This is a genomic window from Streptomyces sp. CHD11 (assembly GCF_018638295.1).
GTDB lineage: Bacteria > Actinomycetota > Actinomycetes > Streptomycetales > Streptomycetaceae > Streptomyces.
This window is the reverse complement of the sequence record NZ_JABTTS010000026.1, coordinates 13,240-31,402: the sequence shown is the minus strand read 5'-3', so window position 1 is coordinate 31,402 and position 18,163 is coordinate 13,240. Positions and strand designations below refer to the sequence as shown.

15 protein-coding genes and 1 pseudogene are annotated in these 18,163 nt (G+C 73.1%); 6 read left to right on the top strand and 10 right to left on the bottom strand.

The annotated features are described in order from the left end of the window. Positions 1-36: 36 nt before the first annotated feature. A complete protein-coding gene (locus HTV45_RS23045) occupies positions 37-1,053 on the top strand; it encodes a hypothetical protein (protein WP_215207756.1) in 1,017 nt (338 codons plus the stop codon). 113 nt (positions 1,054-1,166) lie between these two features. Here the strand turns inward: HTV45_RS23045 and HTV45_RS23040 are convergent, their stop codons facing one another. Further along, complete coding sequence (locus HTV45_RS23040) at positions 1,167-3,302, bottom strand: 3-hydroxyacyl-CoA dehydrogenase NAD-binding domain-containing protein (protein WP_215207755.1); 2,136 nt, start codon at positions 3,300-3,302, stop codon at positions 1,167-1,169. Continuing rightward, positions 3,299-4,516, bottom strand: coding sequence for an acetyl-CoA C-acyltransferase (locus HTV45_RS23035; protein WP_215207754.1), 1,218 nt, complete (start codon positions 4,514-4,516; stop codon positions 3,299-3,301). The genes HTV45_RS23040 and HTV45_RS23035 overlap by 4 nt, the downstream gene beginning before the upstream one ends. Before the next feature lie 308 nt (positions 4,517-4,824). Between HTV45_RS23035 and HTV45_RS34425 the strand changes: the two are divergent. After that, positions 4,825-5,031, top strand: a pseudogene (locus HTV45_RS34425) (carbohydrate ABC transporter permease); the annotation flags it as partial. Between the two features lie 67 nt (positions 5,032-5,098). Here the strand turns inward: HTV45_RS34425 and HTV45_RS23030 are convergent. From HTV45_RS23030 to HTV45_RS23020, 3 genes are all read right to left on the bottom strand, one after another. Beyond that, positions 5,099-6,388 carry a ribonuclease D gene (locus tag HTV45_RS23030; RefSeq protein WP_215207753.1) on the bottom strand — a complete coding sequence of 430 codons (1,290 nt, stop codon included), beginning with the start codon at positions 6,386-6,388 and terminating at the stop codon, positions 5,099-5,101. Between the two features lie 158 nt (positions 6,389-6,546). Continuing rightward, positions 6,547-7,209, bottom strand: a complete 663-nt coding sequence (locus HTV45_RS23025) for a response regulator transcription factor (RefSeq protein ID WP_103542798.1) — start codon at positions 7,207-7,209, stop codon at positions 6,547-6,549. Between the two features lie 268 nt (positions 7,210-7,477). Beyond that, on the bottom strand, positions 7,478-8,152 hold the full coding sequence (locus HTV45_RS23020) for a DUF3000 domain-containing protein (RefSeq protein ID WP_215207752.1): 675 nt from the start codon (positions 8,150-8,152) through the stop codon (positions 7,478-7,480). A 174-nt stretch (positions 8,153-8,326) separates the two neighbouring features. Here HTV45_RS23020 and hemE point away from each other — a divergent pair, with 174 nt between their 5' ends. Continuing rightward, entirely contained in the window at positions 8,327-9,391 is a 1,065-nt protein-coding gene (hemE, locus tag HTV45_RS23015; RefSeq protein WP_215207921.1) for a uroporphyrinogen decarboxylase, read from the top strand. A gap of 69 nt (positions 9,392-9,460) precedes the next feature. Here the strand turns inward: hemE and HTV45_RS23010 are convergent, their stop codons facing one another. Continuing rightward, on the bottom strand, positions 9,461-10,006 hold the full coding sequence (locus tag HTV45_RS23010; RefSeq protein WP_215207751.1) for a GNAT family N-acetyltransferase: 546 nt from the start codon (positions 10,004-10,006) through the stop codon (positions 9,461-9,463). Between the two features lie 40 nt (positions 10,007-10,046). Beyond that, positions 10,047-10,859 (bottom strand): rhomboid family intramembrane serine protease, encoded by an 813-nt coding sequence (locus HTV45_RS23005; RefSeq protein ID WP_215207920.1) that lies wholly within the window; start codon positions 10,857-10,859, stop codon positions 10,047-10,049. 134 nt (positions 10,860-10,993) lie between these two features. Between HTV45_RS23005 and HTV45_RS23000 the strand changes: the two genes are divergently transcribed. Beyond that, the gene (locus HTV45_RS23000) at positions 10,994-11,323 is read left to right on the top strand and encodes a hypothetical protein (RefSeq protein ID WP_215207750.1); all 330 of its coding nucleotides are present in this window, start codon (positions 10,994-10,996) and stop codon (positions 11,321-11,323) included. A 111-nt stretch (positions 11,324-11,434) separates the two neighbouring features. On the opposite strand, the gene HTV45_RS22995 is transcribed toward HTV45_RS23000, so the two are convergent. Both HTV45_RS22995 and HTV45_RS22990 read right to left on the bottom strand, forming a co-directional pair. Next, positions 11,435-12,832: an FAD-dependent oxidoreductase gene (locus tag HTV45_RS22995; RefSeq protein WP_215207749.1), complete on the bottom strand. Its 1,398-nt coding sequence runs from the start codon at positions 12,830-12,832 to the stop codon at positions 11,435-11,437. Between the two features lie 49 nt (positions 12,833-12,881). Then, a complete protein-coding gene (locus HTV45_RS22990; RefSeq protein ID WP_215207748.1) occupies positions 12,882-13,901 on the bottom strand; it encodes a DUF4349 domain-containing protein in 1,020 nt (339 codons plus the stop codon). Between the two features lie 155 nt (positions 13,902-14,056). Between HTV45_RS22990 and hemG the strand changes: the two genes are divergently transcribed. Further along, positions 14,057-15,514 carry a protoporphyrinogen oxidase gene (gene hemG, locus HTV45_RS22985; protein ID WP_215207747.1) on the top strand — a complete coding sequence of 486 codons (1,458 nt, stop codon included), beginning with the start codon at positions 14,057-14,059 and terminating at the stop codon, positions 15,512-15,514. A gap of 5 nt (positions 15,515-15,519) precedes the next feature. After that, complete coding sequence (gene hemQ / locus HTV45_RS22980; RefSeq protein ID WP_215207746.1) at positions 15,520-16,251, top strand: hydrogen peroxide-dependent heme synthase; 732 nt, start codon at positions 15,520-15,522, stop codon at positions 16,249-16,251. Positions 16,252-16,490: 239 nt separating this feature from the next. On the opposite strand, the gene HTV45_RS22975 is transcribed toward hemQ, so the two are convergent. Continuing rightward, positions 16,491-18,131 (bottom strand): alpha/beta hydrolase, encoded by a 1,641-nt coding sequence (locus tag HTV45_RS22975; RefSeq protein WP_215207745.1) that lies wholly within the window; start codon positions 18,129-18,131, stop codon positions 16,491-16,493. Positions 18,132-18,163: the final 32 nt, after the last annotated feature.

Here is an 18,163-nt window from a genome sequence, read left to right as displayed (position 1 = left end):
CCGCGCGCGCGGAACCGCTGTGCATAGGGTGAACTGGTGAACGGCGACTGGCTTCTCCGCGGCTGCGATGGCCGCCTCACCGTCTACCTGCCGTCGGACGACGCTGTCCTGTGCCGCGCGGAACTCGCCCCCGGCGGCCCCTGGGAGGCGCCCCGCGGGATCGGCGGGGAACAGAGGGTGCGCCCGGGGCCGGCCGTCGGCCAGGGCGCCGACGGCTATGCCCATCTGGCCGCGTGGCGGCCCACGGCGGACGGCGGGTCCGTCCTGGTGCACTCCACCCACTTCCGTCCCCGGCTCGCCCCGCTGGACTGGAGCCCGATCGGTCACCCCAACCGGACGGGCGACCGCACCGGAACCCCGGCCGTGGCCGTCGACGCGCGGGGCCGCGCGTTCGTCTTCGTCCGCAACGGGGGCGGAGGCGTGAGCGTGCTCGTGCAGAGGGAGAAGGGCGGCTGGTACCCGTGGGTGGACCTCGGCGGACAGCGCGTCCATGAGCAGCTGACAGCCGTGACGAGCGAGCTGGGAAGGACCGGGCTGTTCGCCGCGGCTCCGGACCGGATCCTGCACTGGCGTCAGGAGGACCCCAACAGGCGGCCCGTACGGGCGGAGAGCCTCGACGTGTCCGCGGAACCGGGCACCCTGCGCGCCCTGGCCACCTCCGCCGAGCACACCACCCTCTACTTCACCGACCGGCGGGGCGAGGTGTGCGCCTGGCGTCCCGGAGGGGCACCCGTGCCGTTCCTCACCGCGGCCGGTCCCGGCCCGGTGTCCGCCGTGCGCTGCGTGATAGAGGGCAACGACTGCACCGTGCTCGCCCAGCGCGCCGCGAGCGGCCGGATCGCGTTCGCCGCCTACCCCACCGAACAGGAGCGGGCCGGGGCCTGGTGGACCGAGTCCGGCCCCCAACTTCCAGCGGACGCCACGGTGTCCGTCGCACTCGACGAGCACGGCGAACTCGTCGCGGCCACCCTCGACCCGTCCACCGGCACCCTTATGCTCACCCGCCGCAAGGACGAACCGGGACTGGCCCTCCAGGCCTGGCGCGAGGTGTGAGGGTGTGAGGGCACGGCCTCGTTCTCGCCGCGGCGGAACAGGACGGCGCCGGACGACGGAGAAGGGCCTCCGCCCTGACGGCGAAGGCCCTTCTCCTGTGTGCGGTACGGCCGTTACGCCGGAACCGACGCCACGCCCGGCTCCAGGAACCGCTTGCCGTTGACCCGCTCGGAGACGCCCTCACGGTCCAGGTACGGCGTGATGCCGCCCAGGTGGAAGGGCCAGCCGGCGCCGGTGATCAGGCACAGGTCGATGTCCTGCGCCTCGGCGACGACGCCCTCGTCGAGCATGAGCCCGATCTCCTGCGCCACCGCGTCCAGCACCCGCGCCCGCACCTGCTCCTCGGTGAGGACGGTGTCGCCCTGCTCGAGCAGCGCGGCGACCTCGGGGTCCAGCTCGGGCTTGGCGGTCTCGGCGGAGTAGACGTAGAAGCCGCGCTTGCCCGCCCCGACGACCTTCTTGAGGTTCGGGGAGACCGTGAAGCGGTCCGGGAACGCCTTGTTGAGCGTCTCGGAGACGTGCAGACCGATCGCCGGACCGACCAGTTCGAGCAGCACCAGCGGCGACATCGGCAGACCGAGCGGCTCGACGGCCCTCTCGGCGACCTCGACCGGGGTGCCCTCGTCGATGACGTTCTGGATCTCGCCCATGAAGCGGGTCAGGATGCGGTTCACCACGAACGCCGGGGCGTCCTTGACGAGCACCGCTGTCTTCTTCAGCTTCTTGGCGACACCGAACGCCGTCGCCAGCGAGGCGTCGTCGGTCCGCTCACCGCGGACGATCTCGAGGAGCGGGAGGACGGCGACCGGGTTGAAGAAGTGGAAGCCCACGACCCGCTCGGGGTTCTTCAGCTTCGACGCCATCTCGGAGACCGACAGCGAGGAGGTGTTGGTGGCGAGGATCGCGTGCGCCGGGGCGACCGCCTCGATCTCGGCGAACACCTGCTGCTTGACGCCCATCTCCTCGAAGACCGCTTCGATGACGAAGTCGGCGTCCGCGAAGCCCTCGGCCTTGTCCAGCACACCCGAGACCAGCGCCTTGAAACGGTTGGCCTTGTCCTGGCTGATCCGGCCCTTGCCGAGCAGCTTGTCGATCTCGGCGTGGACGTAGCCCACACCCTTGTCGACGCGCTCCTGGTCGATGTCGGTCAGCACGACCGGCACCTCCAGTCGGCGCAGGAACAGCAGCGCGAGCTGGGAGGCCATCAGACCGGCGCCGACGACCCCGACCTTCGTGACCGGGCGGGCCAGCGACTTGTCCGGGGCGCCCGCGGGACGCTTGCCGCGCTTCTGCACCAGGTTGAACGCGTAGATGCCGGAGCGCAGTTCACCGCCCATGATGAGGTCGGCGAGCGCCTTGTCCTCGGCGTCGTAGCCCTTCTGCAGGTCACCGTCCTTGGCGGCGGCGATGATGTCCAGGGCGCGGTAGGCGGCCGGGGCGGCGCCGTGCACCTTGGAGTCGGCGATGAGGCGCCCCTTGGCGACGGCCTGGTCCCAGGCCTCACCGCGGTCGATCACCGGACGCTCGACGACGATCTCGCCCCTGAGGACGGACGCGGTCCAGATCAGCGACTGCTCCAGGAAGTCCGCGCCCTCGAAGATCGCGTCCGCGATGCCGAGTTCGTAGACCTGGTGGCCCTTGAGCTGCTTGTTCTGGTTGAGGCTGTTCTCGATGATGACCGAGACGGCCTTCTCGGCGCCGATCAGGTTCGGCAGCAGCGTGCAGCCGCCCCAGCCGGGGACCAGACCGAGGAAGACCTCGGGGAGCGAGAAGGCGGGCAGGGCGGCCGACACCGTGCGGTAGGCGCAGTGCAGACCGACCTCGACGCCACCGCCCATGGCGGCGCCGTTGTAGTAGGCGAAGGTCGGCACGGCCAGCTGCGACAGCCGCTTGAAGACGTCGTGGCCGCCCTTGCCGATGGCGAGCGCGTCCTCGTGCCGCTTCAGCAGCTCGACGCCCTTGAGGTCGGCGCCGACCGCGAAGATGAACGGCTTGCCGGTGACGCCGACGCCGACGATCTCACTGGCCGCGGCCTCCTTCTCGACCCGGTCGATCGCGGCGTCGATGTTCGCCAGCGACTGCGGGCCGAGCGTGGTCGGCTTGGTGTGGTCGTGACCGTTGTCGAGGGTGATGAGCGCGAAGCGCCCGGCACCCAGGGGCAGGTCGAAGTGGCGTACGTGCGCGCTGGTGACGACCTCGCCGGGGAACAGCTCGGCCGCACCCTTCAGAAGCTCTGCGGTGGTGCTCACTTGTCCCCCTCGAAGTGCGGGTTCTCCCAGATGACCGTGGCGCCCATGCCGAAGCCGACGCACATGGTGGTGAGGCCGTAACGGACCTCGGGCCGCTCCTCGAACTGGCGGGCCAGCTGCGTCATCAGACGGACGCCGGAGGAGGCGAGCGGGTGGCCGAAGGCGATGGCGCCGCCGTACTGGTTGACGCGCCCGTCGTCGTCGGCGATGCCGTAGTGCTCCAGGAAGGCCAGGACCTGGACGGCGAAGGCCTCGTTGATCTCGAACAGGCCGATGTCGGAGATGGACAGGCCCGCCTGGGCGAGCGCCTTCTCCGTGGCCGGGATCGGGCCGTAGCCCATGACCTCGGGCTCCACGCCCGCGAAGGAGTACGCGACGAGGCGCATCTTGACCGGCAGGTCGTTCTCGCGGGCGAATTCCTCGCTCGCGATGAGGGAGGCGGTGGCGCCGTCGTTGAGACCGGCCGCGTTGCCGGCGGTGACCCGGCCGTGGACGCGGAAGGGGGTCTTCAGACCGGCCAGGTTCTCCAGGGTGGTGCCCGGACGCATCGGCTCGTCGGCGGTGACCAGGCCCCAGCCCGTCTCACCGGCCTCTTCGTTGGTGCGGCGCACCGAGACCGGCACCAGGTCGGCCTGGATCTTGCCGTCGGCGTACGCCTTGGCGGCCTTCTCCTGCGAACGCACGGCGTACTCGTCGGCGCGCTGCTTGGTGATGCTCGGGTAGCGGTCGTGCAGGTTCTCCGCGGTCATGCCCATGAACAGGGCGGACTCGTCGACCAGCTTCTCGCTCACGAAGCGCGGGTTGGGGTCGACGCCCTCGCCCATCGGGTGGCGGCCCATGTGCTCGACACCGCCCGCGATGGCGACGTCGTACGCGCCGAAGGCGACGGAGCCGGCCACCGAGGTGACGGCGGTCAGGGCACCGGCGCACATGCGGTCGATGGAGTAGCCGGGGACAGAGGTGGGCAGGCCCGCCAGGATGCCGGCCGTGCGGCCGATGGTCAGGCCCTGGTCGCCGATCTGCGTGGTCGCGGCGACGGCGACCTCGTCGATCTTCTTCGGGTCGAGACCGGGGTTGCGGCGCAGCAGCTCCCGGATCGCCTTCACGACGAGGTCGTCGGCCCGGGTCTCGTGGTAGATGCCCTTCGGGCCCGCCTTGCCGAACGGGGTGCGGACGCCGTCGACGAAGACGACGTCCCTGACGGTACGAGGCACGATGGCTCTCCTCCAGTACGGGATGCTGAGCGCTTGCTTACGGGCCATGCTACTTATGAGTAACGTGACTGCCCAGTCCCGGCCCCCGGAGCGGCGAACATCACACGACCGGCCGTACGCCGGGCCCCTCGCTTTTCGCCCCCGCCGGGGGTGCTGCCCCCGCACCCTGGCTCCTCAAACGCCGGAGGGCTGGATGTCAGCACCTCCGGCGTTCGAGGAGCGGGGTCCGGGGCGGAGCCACGGGGTTGGGACGGGAAGGGGCGGCGGGGGCGAGAGAGCCGTCCCACGCCGGCAGCGACACGTCGACGATCGCGACGGTGGTGATCGTGAAGGGGATCGACGTCCACCACTCCGAGGATCTTGGCGTGATCCCGACGTCTCTGTTCCGCTTCAAGGGCCCCTTCGGAGCGCACGGGGAGACCATCTCGGCGGGCGCCGTCCTGGTCATCCCTCCCACGCCGGCCGTCTTCCCGCTCCTTCGGCGCCTCATCTGTCACGCATCCATGCCAGGCGCGGGGAACCGCGCGCCCCGTCACGACGTGGCGGCCGCACGCGCCGAAGGCGACAGCCGCCATACGGCGCTCAGGCCCCCGCGGAGGACATCGCGGCGACCAGCACCGGGGTGACCTGCTCGATCTGCCAGGGCCGCGCCCCGTGCGCGGCCAGCGCCGCGGCGACCGCCTGCTCGTCGGCGGGCTGGGGCGGCTCCCAGCAGACCCTCCGCACCGTGTCCGGAGTGATCAGGTTCTCCGCCGGCATCCCCAGCCGCTCGGCCACCGCGCTCACCCCGGCCCGTGCGGCGCTCAGCCGTGCCGCGGCCTCCGGGTCCTTGTCGGCCCACGCGCGCGGCGGCGGGGGGCCGGTCACCGGCTGGCCGGGCTGGGGCAGCCGGTCCTCGCTCAGAGCCTTCGCCCGGTCGACGGCGGCCTGCCACTGCTCGAGCTGGCGCCGCCCCACGCGCTGCCCGAACCCGTTCAGCGCGCCGAGGGCGTGGTGGTTCGCCGGCATCGCGAGGGCGGCCTCGACGATGGCGGCGTCGGAGAGCACCTTGCCGGGGGAGACGTCCCGCCGCCGGGCGATCCGGTCGCGGGCCTCCCAGAGCTCCCGGACGACGGCCATCTGCCGGCGCCGGCGGACCTTGTGCATGCCGGAGGTACGCCGCCAGGGGTCCTTGCGGGGCTCCGGCGGCGGAGCCGAGGCGATGGCGTCGAACTCCTGCCGGGCCCAGTCGAGCTTGCCCTGCCGCTCCAGTTCCTTCTCCAGGGCGTTCCGCAGGTCGACCAGCAGTTCGACGTCGAGTGCGGCGTAGCGCAGCCAGGGTTCGGGCAGCGGGCGGGTGGACCAGTCGACGGCGGAGTGGCCCTTCTCCAGGGTGAAGCCGAGCACGTTCTCGACCATCGCGCCGAGTCCCACCCGGGGGAACCCGGCGAGCCGTCCGGCCAGTTCGGTGTCGAAGATGCGGCTGGGCAGCATGCCTATCTCGCGCAGACAGGGCAGATCCTGGGTGGCGGCGTGCAGCACCCACTCGACACCGGACAGGGCCTCGCCGAGACCGGACAGGTCGGGGCAGGTGACAGGATCGATCAGCGCGCTGCCCGCGCCCTCGCGGCGCAGCTGGACGAGGTAGGCGCGCTGGCCGTAGCGGTAGCCGGAGGCGCGCTCCGCGTCGACGGCGAGGGGGCCGGTGCCCGCGGCGAAGGCGGCGACCGCTTCGGCCAGGGCGGCCTCGTCCGCGATCACGGGCGGAATGCCCTCACGCGGTTCGAGCAAGGGGATCGGCGCCTCCGTAGCAGAAGATCCGCCGTCGTCCGGAGGGGCGCCTCCGGTGGTGCGCAGTGAACTGTCTGCTGCGGTGTCGTGGGCGTCGGTCACCTGTCAAGAGTATCCGCAGGAGCCGGCGCCTGACCTTCCCCTACGTGCCGGGGCGGGGCCGACCAGCGAGAACAGGCCGCCGCGGGCGGCGCCGCCGGGTGTGGGAAGGCGCCCGCCGGCAGGGGGACGCCGACGGGCGCGGATCAGGGGGACGGGGGTCAGTGGATGATGCCGGTACGCAGGGCCACCGCCACCATTCCGGCACGGTCACCCGTGCCGAGCTTGCGGGCGATGCGGGCGAGGTGGCTCTTGACGGTCAGGGCGGACAGGCCCATCGAGACGCCGATCGCCTTGTTCGACTGGCCCTCCGCCACCAGTCGCAGTACCTCGACCTCGCGGCCGGACAGTTCGCGGTAGCCGCCCGGGTGGCTCGGGGCACCCGGGGGGCGGCGGTGCAGCCGGGCGGCGGCGGCGCCGATGGGGGCGGCACCGGGCCGGGAGGGGAGCCCGAGGTTGGTGCGGGTGCCGGTGACGACGTACCCCTTCACCCCGCCGGCCAGCGCGTTGCGCACGGCGCCGATGTCGTCGGCGGCGGACAGGGCGAGGCCGTTGGGCCAGCCCGCGGCGCGGGTCTCGGAGAGAAGGGTGAGGCCGGAACCGTCCGGCAGATGGACTTCGGCGACACAGATGTCGCGGGGGTTGCCGATGCGGGGACGAGCCTCCGCGACGGACGAGGCCTCGATGACATCGCGCACACCGAGCGCCCACAGATGGCGGGTGACGGTGGAACGGACGCGGGGGTCGGCCACGACCACCATGGCGGTCGGCTTGTTCGGGCGGTAGGCGACCAGGCTTGCGGGCTGCTCGAGGAGAACGGACACCAGGCCTCCTGGGGGGCGGGGCGGGGCCGGCTCGTGGGGGGTGTGCCGGGACGAACCGTGCTTTCAAGGTCACAGTCGTCTTCGGCAGCAAACCTGGAGTCCTTTAGGAAATGATCACGAAGTAGTGAGTAACAATCTGGGCAATTCGGACGCACGGTCGATCATTCGAAGATCGAACGGTTTCGGTCTGCGTCGAAACGCTTCCGATTGTGGCCGTATCGACAAAGAGATCGTCATGGATGGTTGCGGGGGGCCCCGCAGGGGAAGCTCAGCGCGACTGCGGCCCCCTGCGCTGGGGCAGCGTCACCACCGACGCGTCCCCGGGAGCGGCCGGGGGCAGCCCCGCCACCTGAGCCAGCAGATCGCACCAGGCGACCAGATGGGTGCCCGTGTCCGGCACCCCGCCCAGCCCCTCCCGGGGCGTCCACGAGGCACGGATCTCGATCTGCGAGGCGGCCGGCCGCGCGGACAGCCCGCCGAAGTAGTGGGAACTCGCCCGCGTCACCGTGCCGCTGGGCTCGCCGTACGACAGCCCGCGCGCCGTGAGCGCGCCGGTCAGCCACGACCAGCACACGTCCGGCAGCAGCGGGTCGGCCGCCATCTCCGGCTCCAGCTCCGCACGCACCAGCGTCACCAGTCGGAAGGTGCCCCGCCAGGCGTCGTGCCCGGCCGGATCGTGCAGCAGCACCAGCCGCCCGTCGGCCAGGTCCTCCTCGCCGTCGACGACCGCGGCCTCCAGCGCGTACGCGTACGGCGCGAGCCGCTTCGGCGCGGGCGTGGACTCCGCCTCGATCTGGGGCCGCAGCCGCGCGCCGCGCAGCGCGTCGACAGCGGCTCGGAAGGGCGGCGGAGGCGCACCTCCGTGCCCGGTATCCCCCTCGGCCCCCTTCTGTTCGTCCATTCCGCCAGCGCCGTCCGACAGTCGTCCCTGAGCCGCAGCCATGCGGGGAAGATTAAGCGGAACGGGCCCCCGGCGCAGGGAAGGACACCCGCGCCGGCCGGGGGTGTCCGGAACCCGGCCCGCGTCCACCGCGTACCGGACGACCTCGGGTCGGTCCGGCGGCCCGGTCGTGCGAGACTGGCCGGTGTGAGTGCCAACGCAAGCCCGACGGGCCAGATGCCGACTGAGACCACCGACCCCGTCAAGAACGACGCGGTCAGGGATTCAGCCTTCCTCAGGGCGTGCCGGCGCGAGCCGGTGCCGCACACGCCGGTGTGGTTCATGCGCCAGGCCGGACGTTCACTGCCGGAGTACCGGAAGGTGCGCGAGGGCATCGGGATGCTCGACTCCTGCATGCGGCCCGAGCTGGTCGCCGAGATCACCCTCCAGCCGGTGCGCCGCCACCGGGTGGACGCGGCGATCTACTTCAGCGACATCGTCGTCCCCCTCAAGGCCATCGGGATCGACCTCGACATCAAGCCCGGCATCGGCCCGGTCGTCGAGCAGCCGATCCGCACCCGCGCCGACCTCGCCCGGCTGCGCGACCTCACCCCCGAGGACGTCTCCTACGTCACCGAGGCCATGGGGATCCTGACCCGGGAACTCGGTCCCACCCCGCTGATCGGCTTCGCGGGCGCCCCGTTCACCCTCGCCAGCTACCTCATCGAGGGCGGCCCCTCCCGTACGTACGAGAACGCCAAGGCGATGATGTACGGCGACCCGGAGCTCTGGGCCGACCTGCTCGACCGCCTCGCCGACATCACGGCCGCGTTCCTGAAGGTGCAGATCGAGGCCGGCGCCTCGGCCGTCCAGCTCTTCGACTCCTGGGCCGGCGCGCTCGCCCCCGCCGACTACCGGCGCTCGGTGCTGCCCGCCTCGGTGAAGGTGTTCGACGCAGTGGCCGGCTACGACGTCCCGCGCATCCACTTCGGCGTCGGCACCGGTGAGCTGCTGAAGCCCATGAGCGAGGCCGGCGCGGACGTCGTCGGCGTCGACTGGCGCGTCCCGATGGACGAGGCCGCCCGGCGTGTCGGCCCCGGCAAGGCGCTCCAGGGCAACCTCGACCCGACCGTCCTGTTCGCCGGCCCCGAGGCCGTCGAGACGAAGGCGCAGGAGGTGCTGGACGCCGCGGCCGGCCTGGAGGGCCACGTCTTCAACCTCGGCCACGGCGTCATGCCGTCCACCGACCCGGACGCCCTGACCCGCCTCGTCGAGTACGTCCACACGCGGACCGCCCGCTGACCCACCGCACACGCGCCGGACGCGCGGCGGCCCCCGGGAGGCGGGGTACCGGGCCCGCCCCCGGGCTCCTCACGGCGCCGCCGCGTAGCAGTGGACGACCACCGACCGCGACGGGCTCCATCGCTGCTCGACCGTGGCCATCCGTTCCCGGCCCAGCCGCTCGTACAGCGCCACGGCGCCGGTGTCGGACGCCACGACATCGAGCACCGGATGCAGGCCGCGCCCGCGGGCCTCGTCGGCGGCCCGGCCGATCAGCAGCGCACCGATGCCGTGCCCCCGGGCCCGAGGGCCGACGAACAGCCGGCTGACCACCGCGGTCAGGTCCCTGCCCGCCCCGCTGCGCGCGCTCCACAGACCGGGGGCCACGTCTCCCTCGCCGCCGCGGGACAAGACTGCGTGGCCGACGACCCGGCCGTCGAGTTCGGCGACCCAGACCCCCGGCGCGGCGCCCGGCGACACCCACTCGCCGGGCCGGTCGGGCCAGTTCACCGGGTATCCGTCGCACCGATGGACTTCCGCGAGGACCCGCGCGCAGCTGTCGAGGTCGTGATCGGCCCTCGGGCGGACGCGGACGTGCGGCTTCCGCACCGCGGTCGCGGAGTTCTCGGTATCCATACCGTCAGGGAAGCACAGGCGGCGGCCCGCGCGGCCGGGGTCACCGGGCCCGCCGGCCGAAGAGGACTCCGGGTGGCTCCGGGGGCGGGGGAGTGCCGGGTCTGAGCGGCCAGGCGAGGAGCATGCCGGCCGCGAAACCGGCCACATGCGCCACGTAGGCGACGGTGCCGGCGCTGGAGACACCCTGGCCGGCGGAGTAGAACGCCTGCAGGACGAACCAGGAGCCCAGCACGATCCAGGCGGGCAGGCGCAGCGGCAGGAAGATCAGGAACGGGACGAGGACCCAGACGCGGGCCTTCGGATAGAGGACCAGATAGGCGCCGAGCACACCGGCGACCGCTCCCGAGGCACCGATCAGGGGGTCGCCCGAGCCGGCGTTGAGCAGGGCGAAGCCGTACGACGCCGCGTACCCGCAGACGAGATAGAACAGCAGGTACCGGACGTGCCCCATGCGGTCCTCGACGTTGTTGCCGAAGATCCACAGGAACAGCATGTTGCCCAGCAGGTGCAGCCAGCCGCCGTGCAGGAACATCGCCGTGAGGACGCTCAGCTCGGCGGACTTCTCGTACCCCGGCCGGTCCACCACGCATCCCGGACCCTGCGGGCCCACCCCGGTCTCGCCCGTGGGCACCAGGTGCGGCATGCGGTGGTGGATCAGCTCCTGCGGGACGGCCGCGTAGCGGTCCAGGAACGCCTGCAGACGGCACAGCTCGGCCAGGCTGCTCCCGCCGGTCAGGGAGTCGACGACACCCGGCGTGAAGCCGACGAAGACCGCGAAGTTGGCGGCGAGCAGCGCGTACGTCACCCACGGGGTGCGCCGCGCCGGATTCATGTCATGGACGGGGATGACCACATCCCCCATGTGCCCGGGCGGGGACGGGTGAATCCGAGGCCGCGCTGAACACGGCCGTGCGGGCGTGCGTATGACTCGTCAACCGCACGCGGCGCGGGGAAGGGGCCGCGGCGCCGACGTGAGGACGACAGGCGATGAACGACCGAGTGACCCCCGCGATACACGCGCTGCCCGACGGCGAGGCCGAGCTCACGCTGGTGGTGCGCCTCCCCTGGGAGGACATCGCGCGGCTCGGCCAGGAGGCGGGGCGGCTCGCCGCCCAGGCGAAGCGGCCGGTGACGCTGGACGAGGCGGTGAGCCACCGGCTGCGTTCCGTGAAGGCCGCGGCACACGCGAAGCCGGCGGGGGAGCAGCCGGCGCCGGCGCCGGTGCCGGCCGCCAGCGGCTCGGTGTCCTCGCTGCCGTCCCGGCCGCCGGCCGAACAGGCGCGGCAGGCGATCGAGAGGATCAACGGGACGGGGTGAGGGCTTCACGGGCGGCGCCGTAGGGGTGCGGTCCCGTCGTGCGGTGCCGGCCGTACGGGGCCGGCCGCGCCCACGCGGCGGAGCCGCACATCGCTCCGGCCCCGCACCCCCTCACATGACCGCCCTGATCCTCGCCGCCGCCTTGCGGGCCGCCACCTGGACCGGGTCCCAGACCGGGGAGAAGGGCGGGGCGTAGCCGAGGTCCAGGGCTGTCACCTGCTCCACGGTCATACCGGCCGTGAGGGCGACCGCCGCGATGTCGACCCGCTTGCCGGCGCCCTCGCGGCCGACGATCTGGACACCGAGGAGCCGGCCCGTGCGCAGTTCGGCGAGCATCTTCACCGTCATGGGTGAGGCGTCCGGGTAGTAGCCCGCGCGGCTGGTCGACTCGATGGTGACCGACTCGAACCGCAGCCCCACGCGCAGGGCGTCCTTCTCCCGCAGTCCCGTGCGCGCGATCTCCAGATCGCACACCTTGCTGACCGCGGTGCCGACCACGCCGGGGAAGGTGGCGTAGCCGCCGCCGACGCCCGCTCCGATGATCTGGCCGTGCTTGTTGGCGTGGGTGCCGAGCGGGATGTGCCGCTGCTGACCGGAGACCAGGTCGAGCACCTCCACACAGTCGCCGCCGGCCCAGATGTTCTCGTACCCGCGCACCCGCATCGACCGGTCGGTGAGCAGCCCGCCGGAGTCCCCCAGGGGGAGCCCGGCCGCCCGCGCGAGGGCCGTCTCGGGCCGCACGCCCATACCGAGGACGACGACGTCGGCCGGGTACTCGGACCGCGCCGTGGCCACCGCGCGGACCCGGCCGTCGCCGTCCGTCAGCAGCTTCGTGACCTCGGCGTCGTTCACCATGGTGATGCCCATGCCTTCCATGGCCCGGTGCACCAGGCGGCCCATGTCGGGGTCGAGCGTCGCCATGGGTTCCCTGCCGCGGTTGACGACCGTCACCTGGTAGCCGCGTTTGATCATCGCCTCGGCCATCTCCACGCCGATGTACCCGGCGCCGACCACCACCGCGCGCCTCCCCCGCGCGCCCGCCAGCGTGTCCAGCAGAGCCTGTCCGTCGTCCAGGGTCTGCACACCGTGCACCCCGGAGGCGCTCATACCGGGCAGGTCCGGGCGGATGGGCCGCGCACCGGTGGCGATCACCAGTTTGTCGTACGACGTCCAGGACTCGGCCCCGGAATCCACGTCACGCGTGCGCACCCGGCCCCGCCCCGGGTCGATCTCCGTGACCTCGGTGCGCAGCCGCACGTCGATGTCCCGCGCGCGGTGCTCCTCGGGGGTGCGCGCGATCAGCCGGTCACGGTCGGGGACGTCGCCGCTCACCCAGTAGGGGATGCCGCACGCCGAATAGGAGGTGAAGTGGCCCCGTTCGAACGCCACGATCTCCAGTTCGTCCGGGCCCTTCAGCCGGCGGGCCTGCGACGCCGCGGACATGCCCGCGGCGTCACCGCCGATCACCACCAGACGTTCCCGCGCGCCGCGCGCCTCGCTCTTGTCCATGCGGACACGCTACGGGGCGGGGCCGCCCGGCAGTCCGGAGCCCGACCGTTCAGCCCCGCTGGTTCTCCTGCCCGCCGCCCGGCTGCGTCGGAGCCGCAGTCGGAGCCGCAGTCGGGGCCGGACCCGCAGGCGCAGCCGGGACCGGTGCCGAGGTCCGGGCGCGTCGCGACAGCAGGGGCCGTACGGCCTTCAGCCACAGCAGGACCAGCAGCGCCGCCACGGCCGCGAACGGCAGGACCGCGCCGACCGCCACCATCAGCCAGCGCAGCATCGTCACGAACACGTCCCAGCCGCCCGCGAGAGCGTCCACGAAGCCGGGCTCGTCGTCGTCCTTCCCGCCCTTCTCCGCCGGCGCCTCCGACAGGGACAGAGTGATCGTCGCCAGGCTCGTACGGTCCTTCAGGGACGCCTGCTGGGCCAGCAGGGACTCCAGGTCCGCCTGGCGGGTGCTCAGTTCACCCTCCAGCGTGACCACGTCACTGAGCCTGGTCGCCCGGTCCATCAGCTCGCGGATCCTGACCACACTGGCCCGCTGCGAGGTGATCCGGCTCTCCACGTCGACCACCTGGTCGGTGACGTCCTCCGCCTTCGCCCGGCGTTCGACGAGTTCGCCCGTTCCCTCGAGCCCGGCGAGGACGTCCGCGTACCTGGCGACGGGAACGCGCAGTTCGATGTGCGTGTGCTCGTGGCCCGTGGGGTCCCGGCGGGTGTTCTCGTCGCCGACGTAGCCGCCCGCGTCCGCGGTCGTCGTGCGGACCTCGTCCAGCGCCTCGGGCACGTCCTTGACCCGCACGGTCAGCGAGGCGGTGCGGATGATGTGGTTCACGGTGGCCCTCGGCGGTGCGGCCGTCCCGGCGGCGTCCGCCGGACCGCCGGGCGCGCCCTGTTCGGCGCCCTCGTCCCGCGCGGCCTCCCGCTGTCCCTCGGCCGGCGCGGCGGCCGCCTTGTCGTCGGCCCCGGAACCGGCCGAGTCGCTGCCCGTACCGCTGCACCCGGTGACCGCGAGGGCCACCGCCAGCAGCACCCCGGCCAAGGCGTGGGCGGGTCGAACGGATCGTCGTATGTACATAGCGGGTCCCCCCGGTTGTGAAGCACTGACGTTCCTTCGACGCGGCGGGGGCCCTGGCCGTTTGCGCCGGACGGTTCCGATGAGGTCACGGTAGGGACTCGTCAGGGCCACATGGCCCTCGCGGAAGCGCCGGTGCCGTTTGAGAAGGTGGAGCCATGAGCGGAACACATGCGGGCGACGGGCCGCGGGTCGTCGTCGTCGGAGCCGGAATCGCCGGGCTGGCCGCCGCCCACCGGCTGCTGGAACGCGGGGCGCGGGTCACCGTGGTGGAGGCCTCGGACCGGGTCGGCGGCAAGCTGCTGCCCGGCGAGATCGCGGGCGCCCGCGTCGACCTCGGCGCCGAGTCCCTGCTGGCCCGCCGCCCCGAGGCGGTCGGCCTCGCCCGCGAGGTGGGTCTCGCCGACCGGCTCCAGCCGCCGGCCACCGCGTCCGCCGCGCTGTGGACCCGCGGCGCCCTGCGCCCCATGCCCAAGGGGCACGTCATGGGCGTGCCCGGCACCGCCGACGCCCTCGCCGGCGTGCTGTCCGACGAAGGGGTGGCCCGGATCGGGCGCGACGCCGACCTGCCCCGCACCGAGGTCGGCGACGACGTGGCGGTCGGCGAGTACGTGGCGGCCCGGCTCGGCCGCGAGGTCGTCGACCGCCTCGTCGAGCCCCTGCTCGGCGGGGTGTACGCGGGCGACGCCTACCGCATCTCGATGCGCGCGGCGGTCCCGCAGCTCTTCGAGGCCGCCCGCAGCCACACCTCCCTGACCGAGGGCGTCCGCGAGATCCAGGCGAAGGCCGCCGCCGCGCGGCAGACCGGCCCGGTGTTCATGGGCATCGCGGGCGGAGTGGGCACCCTCCCGCTCGCCGTCGCCGACTCCGTGCGGGCGCGGGGCGCCGGGATCCTGACCGGGACACCGGTCACGGATCTGCGCCGCGAACCGGAGACCGGCTGGCGGGTCGTCGCCGGGGACCGGGAACTGCGGGCCGACGCCGTCGTCGTCGCCGTGCCCGCCCCGGCCGCCGCCGCCCTGCTGCGCGCCGAGGCGCCGGGCGCCGCCGCCGAACTCGCCGGAGTCGAGTACGCCTCCATGGCGCTGGTCACCCTCGCCTACCGCCGCGCGGAGACCGATCTGCCCGGGGGCAGCGGATTCCTCGTCCCGCCCGTCGACGGACACACCATCAAGGCGTCCACGTTCGCCTCCCGCAAGTGGGGCTGGATCGCCGGGGAGAACCCGGACCTGGTAATCCTGCGCACCTCGGTGGGCCGCCACGGCGAGACGGAGATCCTCGGCCGCGACGACGCCGGTCTCGTGGAGGTGTCACGGCACGACCTGAAGGCGGCCACCGGCCTGTCCGCCACTCCGGTCGCCACCCGCGTCACCCGCTGGGACGACGGCCTGCCGCAGTATCCCGTCGGCCACCACGCGCGCGTGACCCGTGTCCGCGCGCACCTCGCGGGCCTCGCCGGGCTCGCCGTGTGCGGCGCGGCCTACGACGGTGTCGGCGTCCCCGCGTGCGTCGCGAGCGCGTACGCCGCCGCCGACCAGATCCAGGGTGACCTGCGCGCTGTGCAGCAGCTCACCGCCCACCCGGTGCAGAGCCTCCACGGCGGAGCAGGAGAATAGGAACCATGAGTGACGACGCCACCACCCCCGCCCCCGGCCGGATCCCCAACAAGGGCAAGCTGGCCAAGGACCTCAACGAGGTCGTCCGCTACACCCTCTGGTCGGTCTTCAAGCTGAAGGACCTGCTGCCCGAGGACCGCGCCGGGTACGCCGAGGAGGTCCAGGAGCTGTTCGACCAGCTGGAGGCCAAGGACGTCACGATCCGCGGCACCTACGACGTGTCGGGCCTGCGCGCGGACGCCGACCTCATGATCTGGTGGCACGCCGAGACCGCCGACCAGCTCCAGGAGGCGTACAACCTCTTCCGCCGCACCCGGCTCGGCCGTGCGCTGGAGCCGGTCTGGTCGAACATGGCGCTGCACCGGCCCGCCGAGTTCAACCGCTCGCACATCCCGGCGTTCCTCGCCGACGAGACGCCCCGCAACTACGTGAGCGTCTATCCCTTCGTGCGCTCCTACGACTGGTACCTGCTGCCCGACGAGGACCGCCGCCGGATGCTCGCCGACCACGGCAAGATGGCCCGCGGCTACCCGGACGTGCGCGCCAACACGGTCGCCTCCTTCTCGCTCGGCGACTACGAGTGGATGCTCGCCTTCGAGGCCGACGAGCTGGACCGCATCGTCGACCTCATGCGCCACCTGCGCGGCTCGGAGGCCCGGATGCACGTCCGTGAGGAGGTCCCGTTCTACACGGGCCGCCGCAAGGACATCGCGGACCTGGTCGCGGGCCTGGCCTGACCCCGGTCCCGCCGGCGGACCTCCAACCCCCCGCCCAACCCCCCGCCCGGCCGGCCGCCCGGCGCGGGACCGGCCGGGCAGGAGGGCGGGGTGGCCCCGGGCGTCCGGCGCGGAGTCGGACGGGTGGGGCGTCGCATGCCGGCGGGCGGGTCGGTGGACCCGGCGCCGGACGTGGACCCCGGGTGCGGGACGCCTCCGGCCGCCGCTGCGGGCGGCACCGGTCGTGACCCGCCGGGTGATCACCCGGCGGGTCGCTCCACCGGCCGGGTCCGCGGTGTGGGCCTCGGCTCCGGGTGGGGTGCGCAGGAAGCGCGCCGGCCCGGGACGTGGCCCTCCAGCAGATACGCCTCCAGATGCCCGTTCACACAGGCGTTGGGCCCGCCCGCGATGCCGTGGCTGCCGGCGTCCCGCTCGGTCACCAGCGTCGAACCCGCCAGCCGCCGGTGCATCTCCAGAGCCCCGTCGTACGGGGCGGCCGCGTCCCGCTCGGCCGCCAGGATCAGCGTCGGCGGCAGCTCGCCCCGTCCGGCACGCACATCCAGCGGCCGCTGCCGGGGTGCCTTCCAGTAGGCACAGGGCAGGTTCGTCCACACATTGGCCCAGGTCTCGAAGGGTGCCCTGCGCGCCAGCCGGGTGTTGTCCCGGTCCCACACCGCCCAGTCCTCCGGCCAGGACGCGTCGTTGCACTCCACGGCGAGATACACCGCCCGTGCGTTCTCGGCCTCCGCCGCCGCCTCCGGATAGGCCTGGGCCAGCTCCACCAGCGGCTCGGGGTCGCCCTTCAGATACGCCGACAGCGCCCGAGCGCGATGCGGCCAGAGGTCGTCGTAGTACCCGGCCTGCAACAGTGCCGCCTGCAGTTGTTCCGGCCCGGCCTTCCCGCCCGCCGGGTCCTTCGCCAGCCGCGTCCTCGCCTTCTCGTAGGCCGCCTGCACCTTCCGCGCGGTGTCACCCAGTCCGTACACGGCGTCGTGCCGGGCGACCCAGGCACGGAAGTCCGCCCAGCGGTCCTCGAACGCCGCCGACTGGTCGAGGTTGTTGCGGTACCAGATGTGCTCCGGGTCCGGGTTCACCGCCGCGTCGAACACCATCCGCCGTACGTGCGAGGGGAACATCGTGGCGTACAGCGCCCCGAGGTATGTGCCGTACGACGATCCCACGAACGTCAGCCGGTTCTCGCCGAGCGCGGCCCGCAGGACGTCCAGGTCACGGGCGTTGTTGAGCGAGTTGTAGTGCCGCAGGGAGTCGCCGGCCCGCTCGGCGCAGCCACGGGCGTACGCCTTGGCCCTCGCGACGCGCTCCCGCTTGTACGCCGCCGAGGGGTGGACCGGCGCGTCCGTGGGAGCCCGGTGGAACGTCCCCGGGTCCGTGCAGGACAGCGGCGCCGAACGGCCCACACCGCGCGGGGCGTAGCCGACCAGGTCGTAGGCCGCCGCGATGCGCTTCCACTCGGGAAGCGCGGCCGTCATCGGGAAGTACATGCCGTTCGCGCCCGGCCCGCCCGGGTTGTACACCAGGGAGCCCTGCCGGGGCACCTCGCGCTTGCCGCCCGCCGGGTCCTTCCCGGTGGCGCGGGCGCGGCTGACGGTGAGTTCGATCTGCTCACCGTCCGGGCGGGTGTAGTCGAGCGGGACGCGGACCGTGCCGCACCGGACGGTGCCCGGGAGCTGCTGTCCGGTGGGGCACGGACCGAAGTCGACACCCCGGTCGGCGGCGCGCGCGGCGGCCACGGCGGTACCGCGCAGCCCGGCCGCGGCGGAGGCGGACGAGGAGGCCGCGGCGGAGGCGGGGACGGCGGGGGTTCCGGCGCCGGCCGGGGCGGCGGCCAGGGTGGTGAGGAGCATGGACCCGGCGGCCACATGGACGGCGGCAGTTCTCATCGGCGATCCCTTCGGTGCGCAAACGCGACTCA

Excerpts from the sequence above, each read along its gene's own strand:
- HTV45_RS23020 (WP_215207752.1), bottom strand. The coding sequence starts at position 8,152 with ATGGCTGCGGCTCAGGGACGACTGTCGGACGGCGCTGGCGGAATGGAC.
- hemE (WP_215207921.1), top strand. The coding sequence starts at position 8,327 with ATGCCGACTGAGACCACCGACCCCGTCAAGAACGACGCGGTCAGGGAT.
- HTV45_RS23010 (WP_215207751.1), bottom strand. The coding sequence starts at position 10,006 with ATGGATACCGAGAACTCCGCGACCGCGGTGCGGAAGCCGCACGTCCGC.
- HTV45_RS23000 (WP_215207750.1), top strand. The coding sequence starts at position 10,994 with ATGAACGACCGAGTGACCCCCGCGATACACGCGCTGCCCGACGGCGAG.
- HTV45_RS22995 (WP_215207749.1), bottom strand. The coding sequence starts at position 12,832 with ATGGACAAGAGCGAGGCGCGCGGCGCGCGGGAACGTCTGGTGGTGATC.
- HTV45_RS22990 (WP_215207748.1), bottom strand. The coding sequence starts at position 13,901 with ATGTACATACGACGATCCGTTCGACCCGCCCACGCCTTGGCCGGGGTG.
- hemG (WP_215207747.1), top strand. The coding sequence starts at position 14,057 with ATGAGCGGAACACATGCGGGCGACGGGCCGCGGGTCGTCGTCGTCGGA.
- hemQ (WP_215207746.1), top strand. The coding sequence starts at position 15,520 with ATGAGTGACGACGCCACCACCCCCGCCCCCGGCCGGATCCCCAACAAG.
- HTV45_RS22975 (WP_215207745.1), bottom strand. The coding sequence starts at position 18,131 with ATGAGAACTGCCGCCGTCCATGTGGCCGCCGGGTCCATGCTCCTCACC.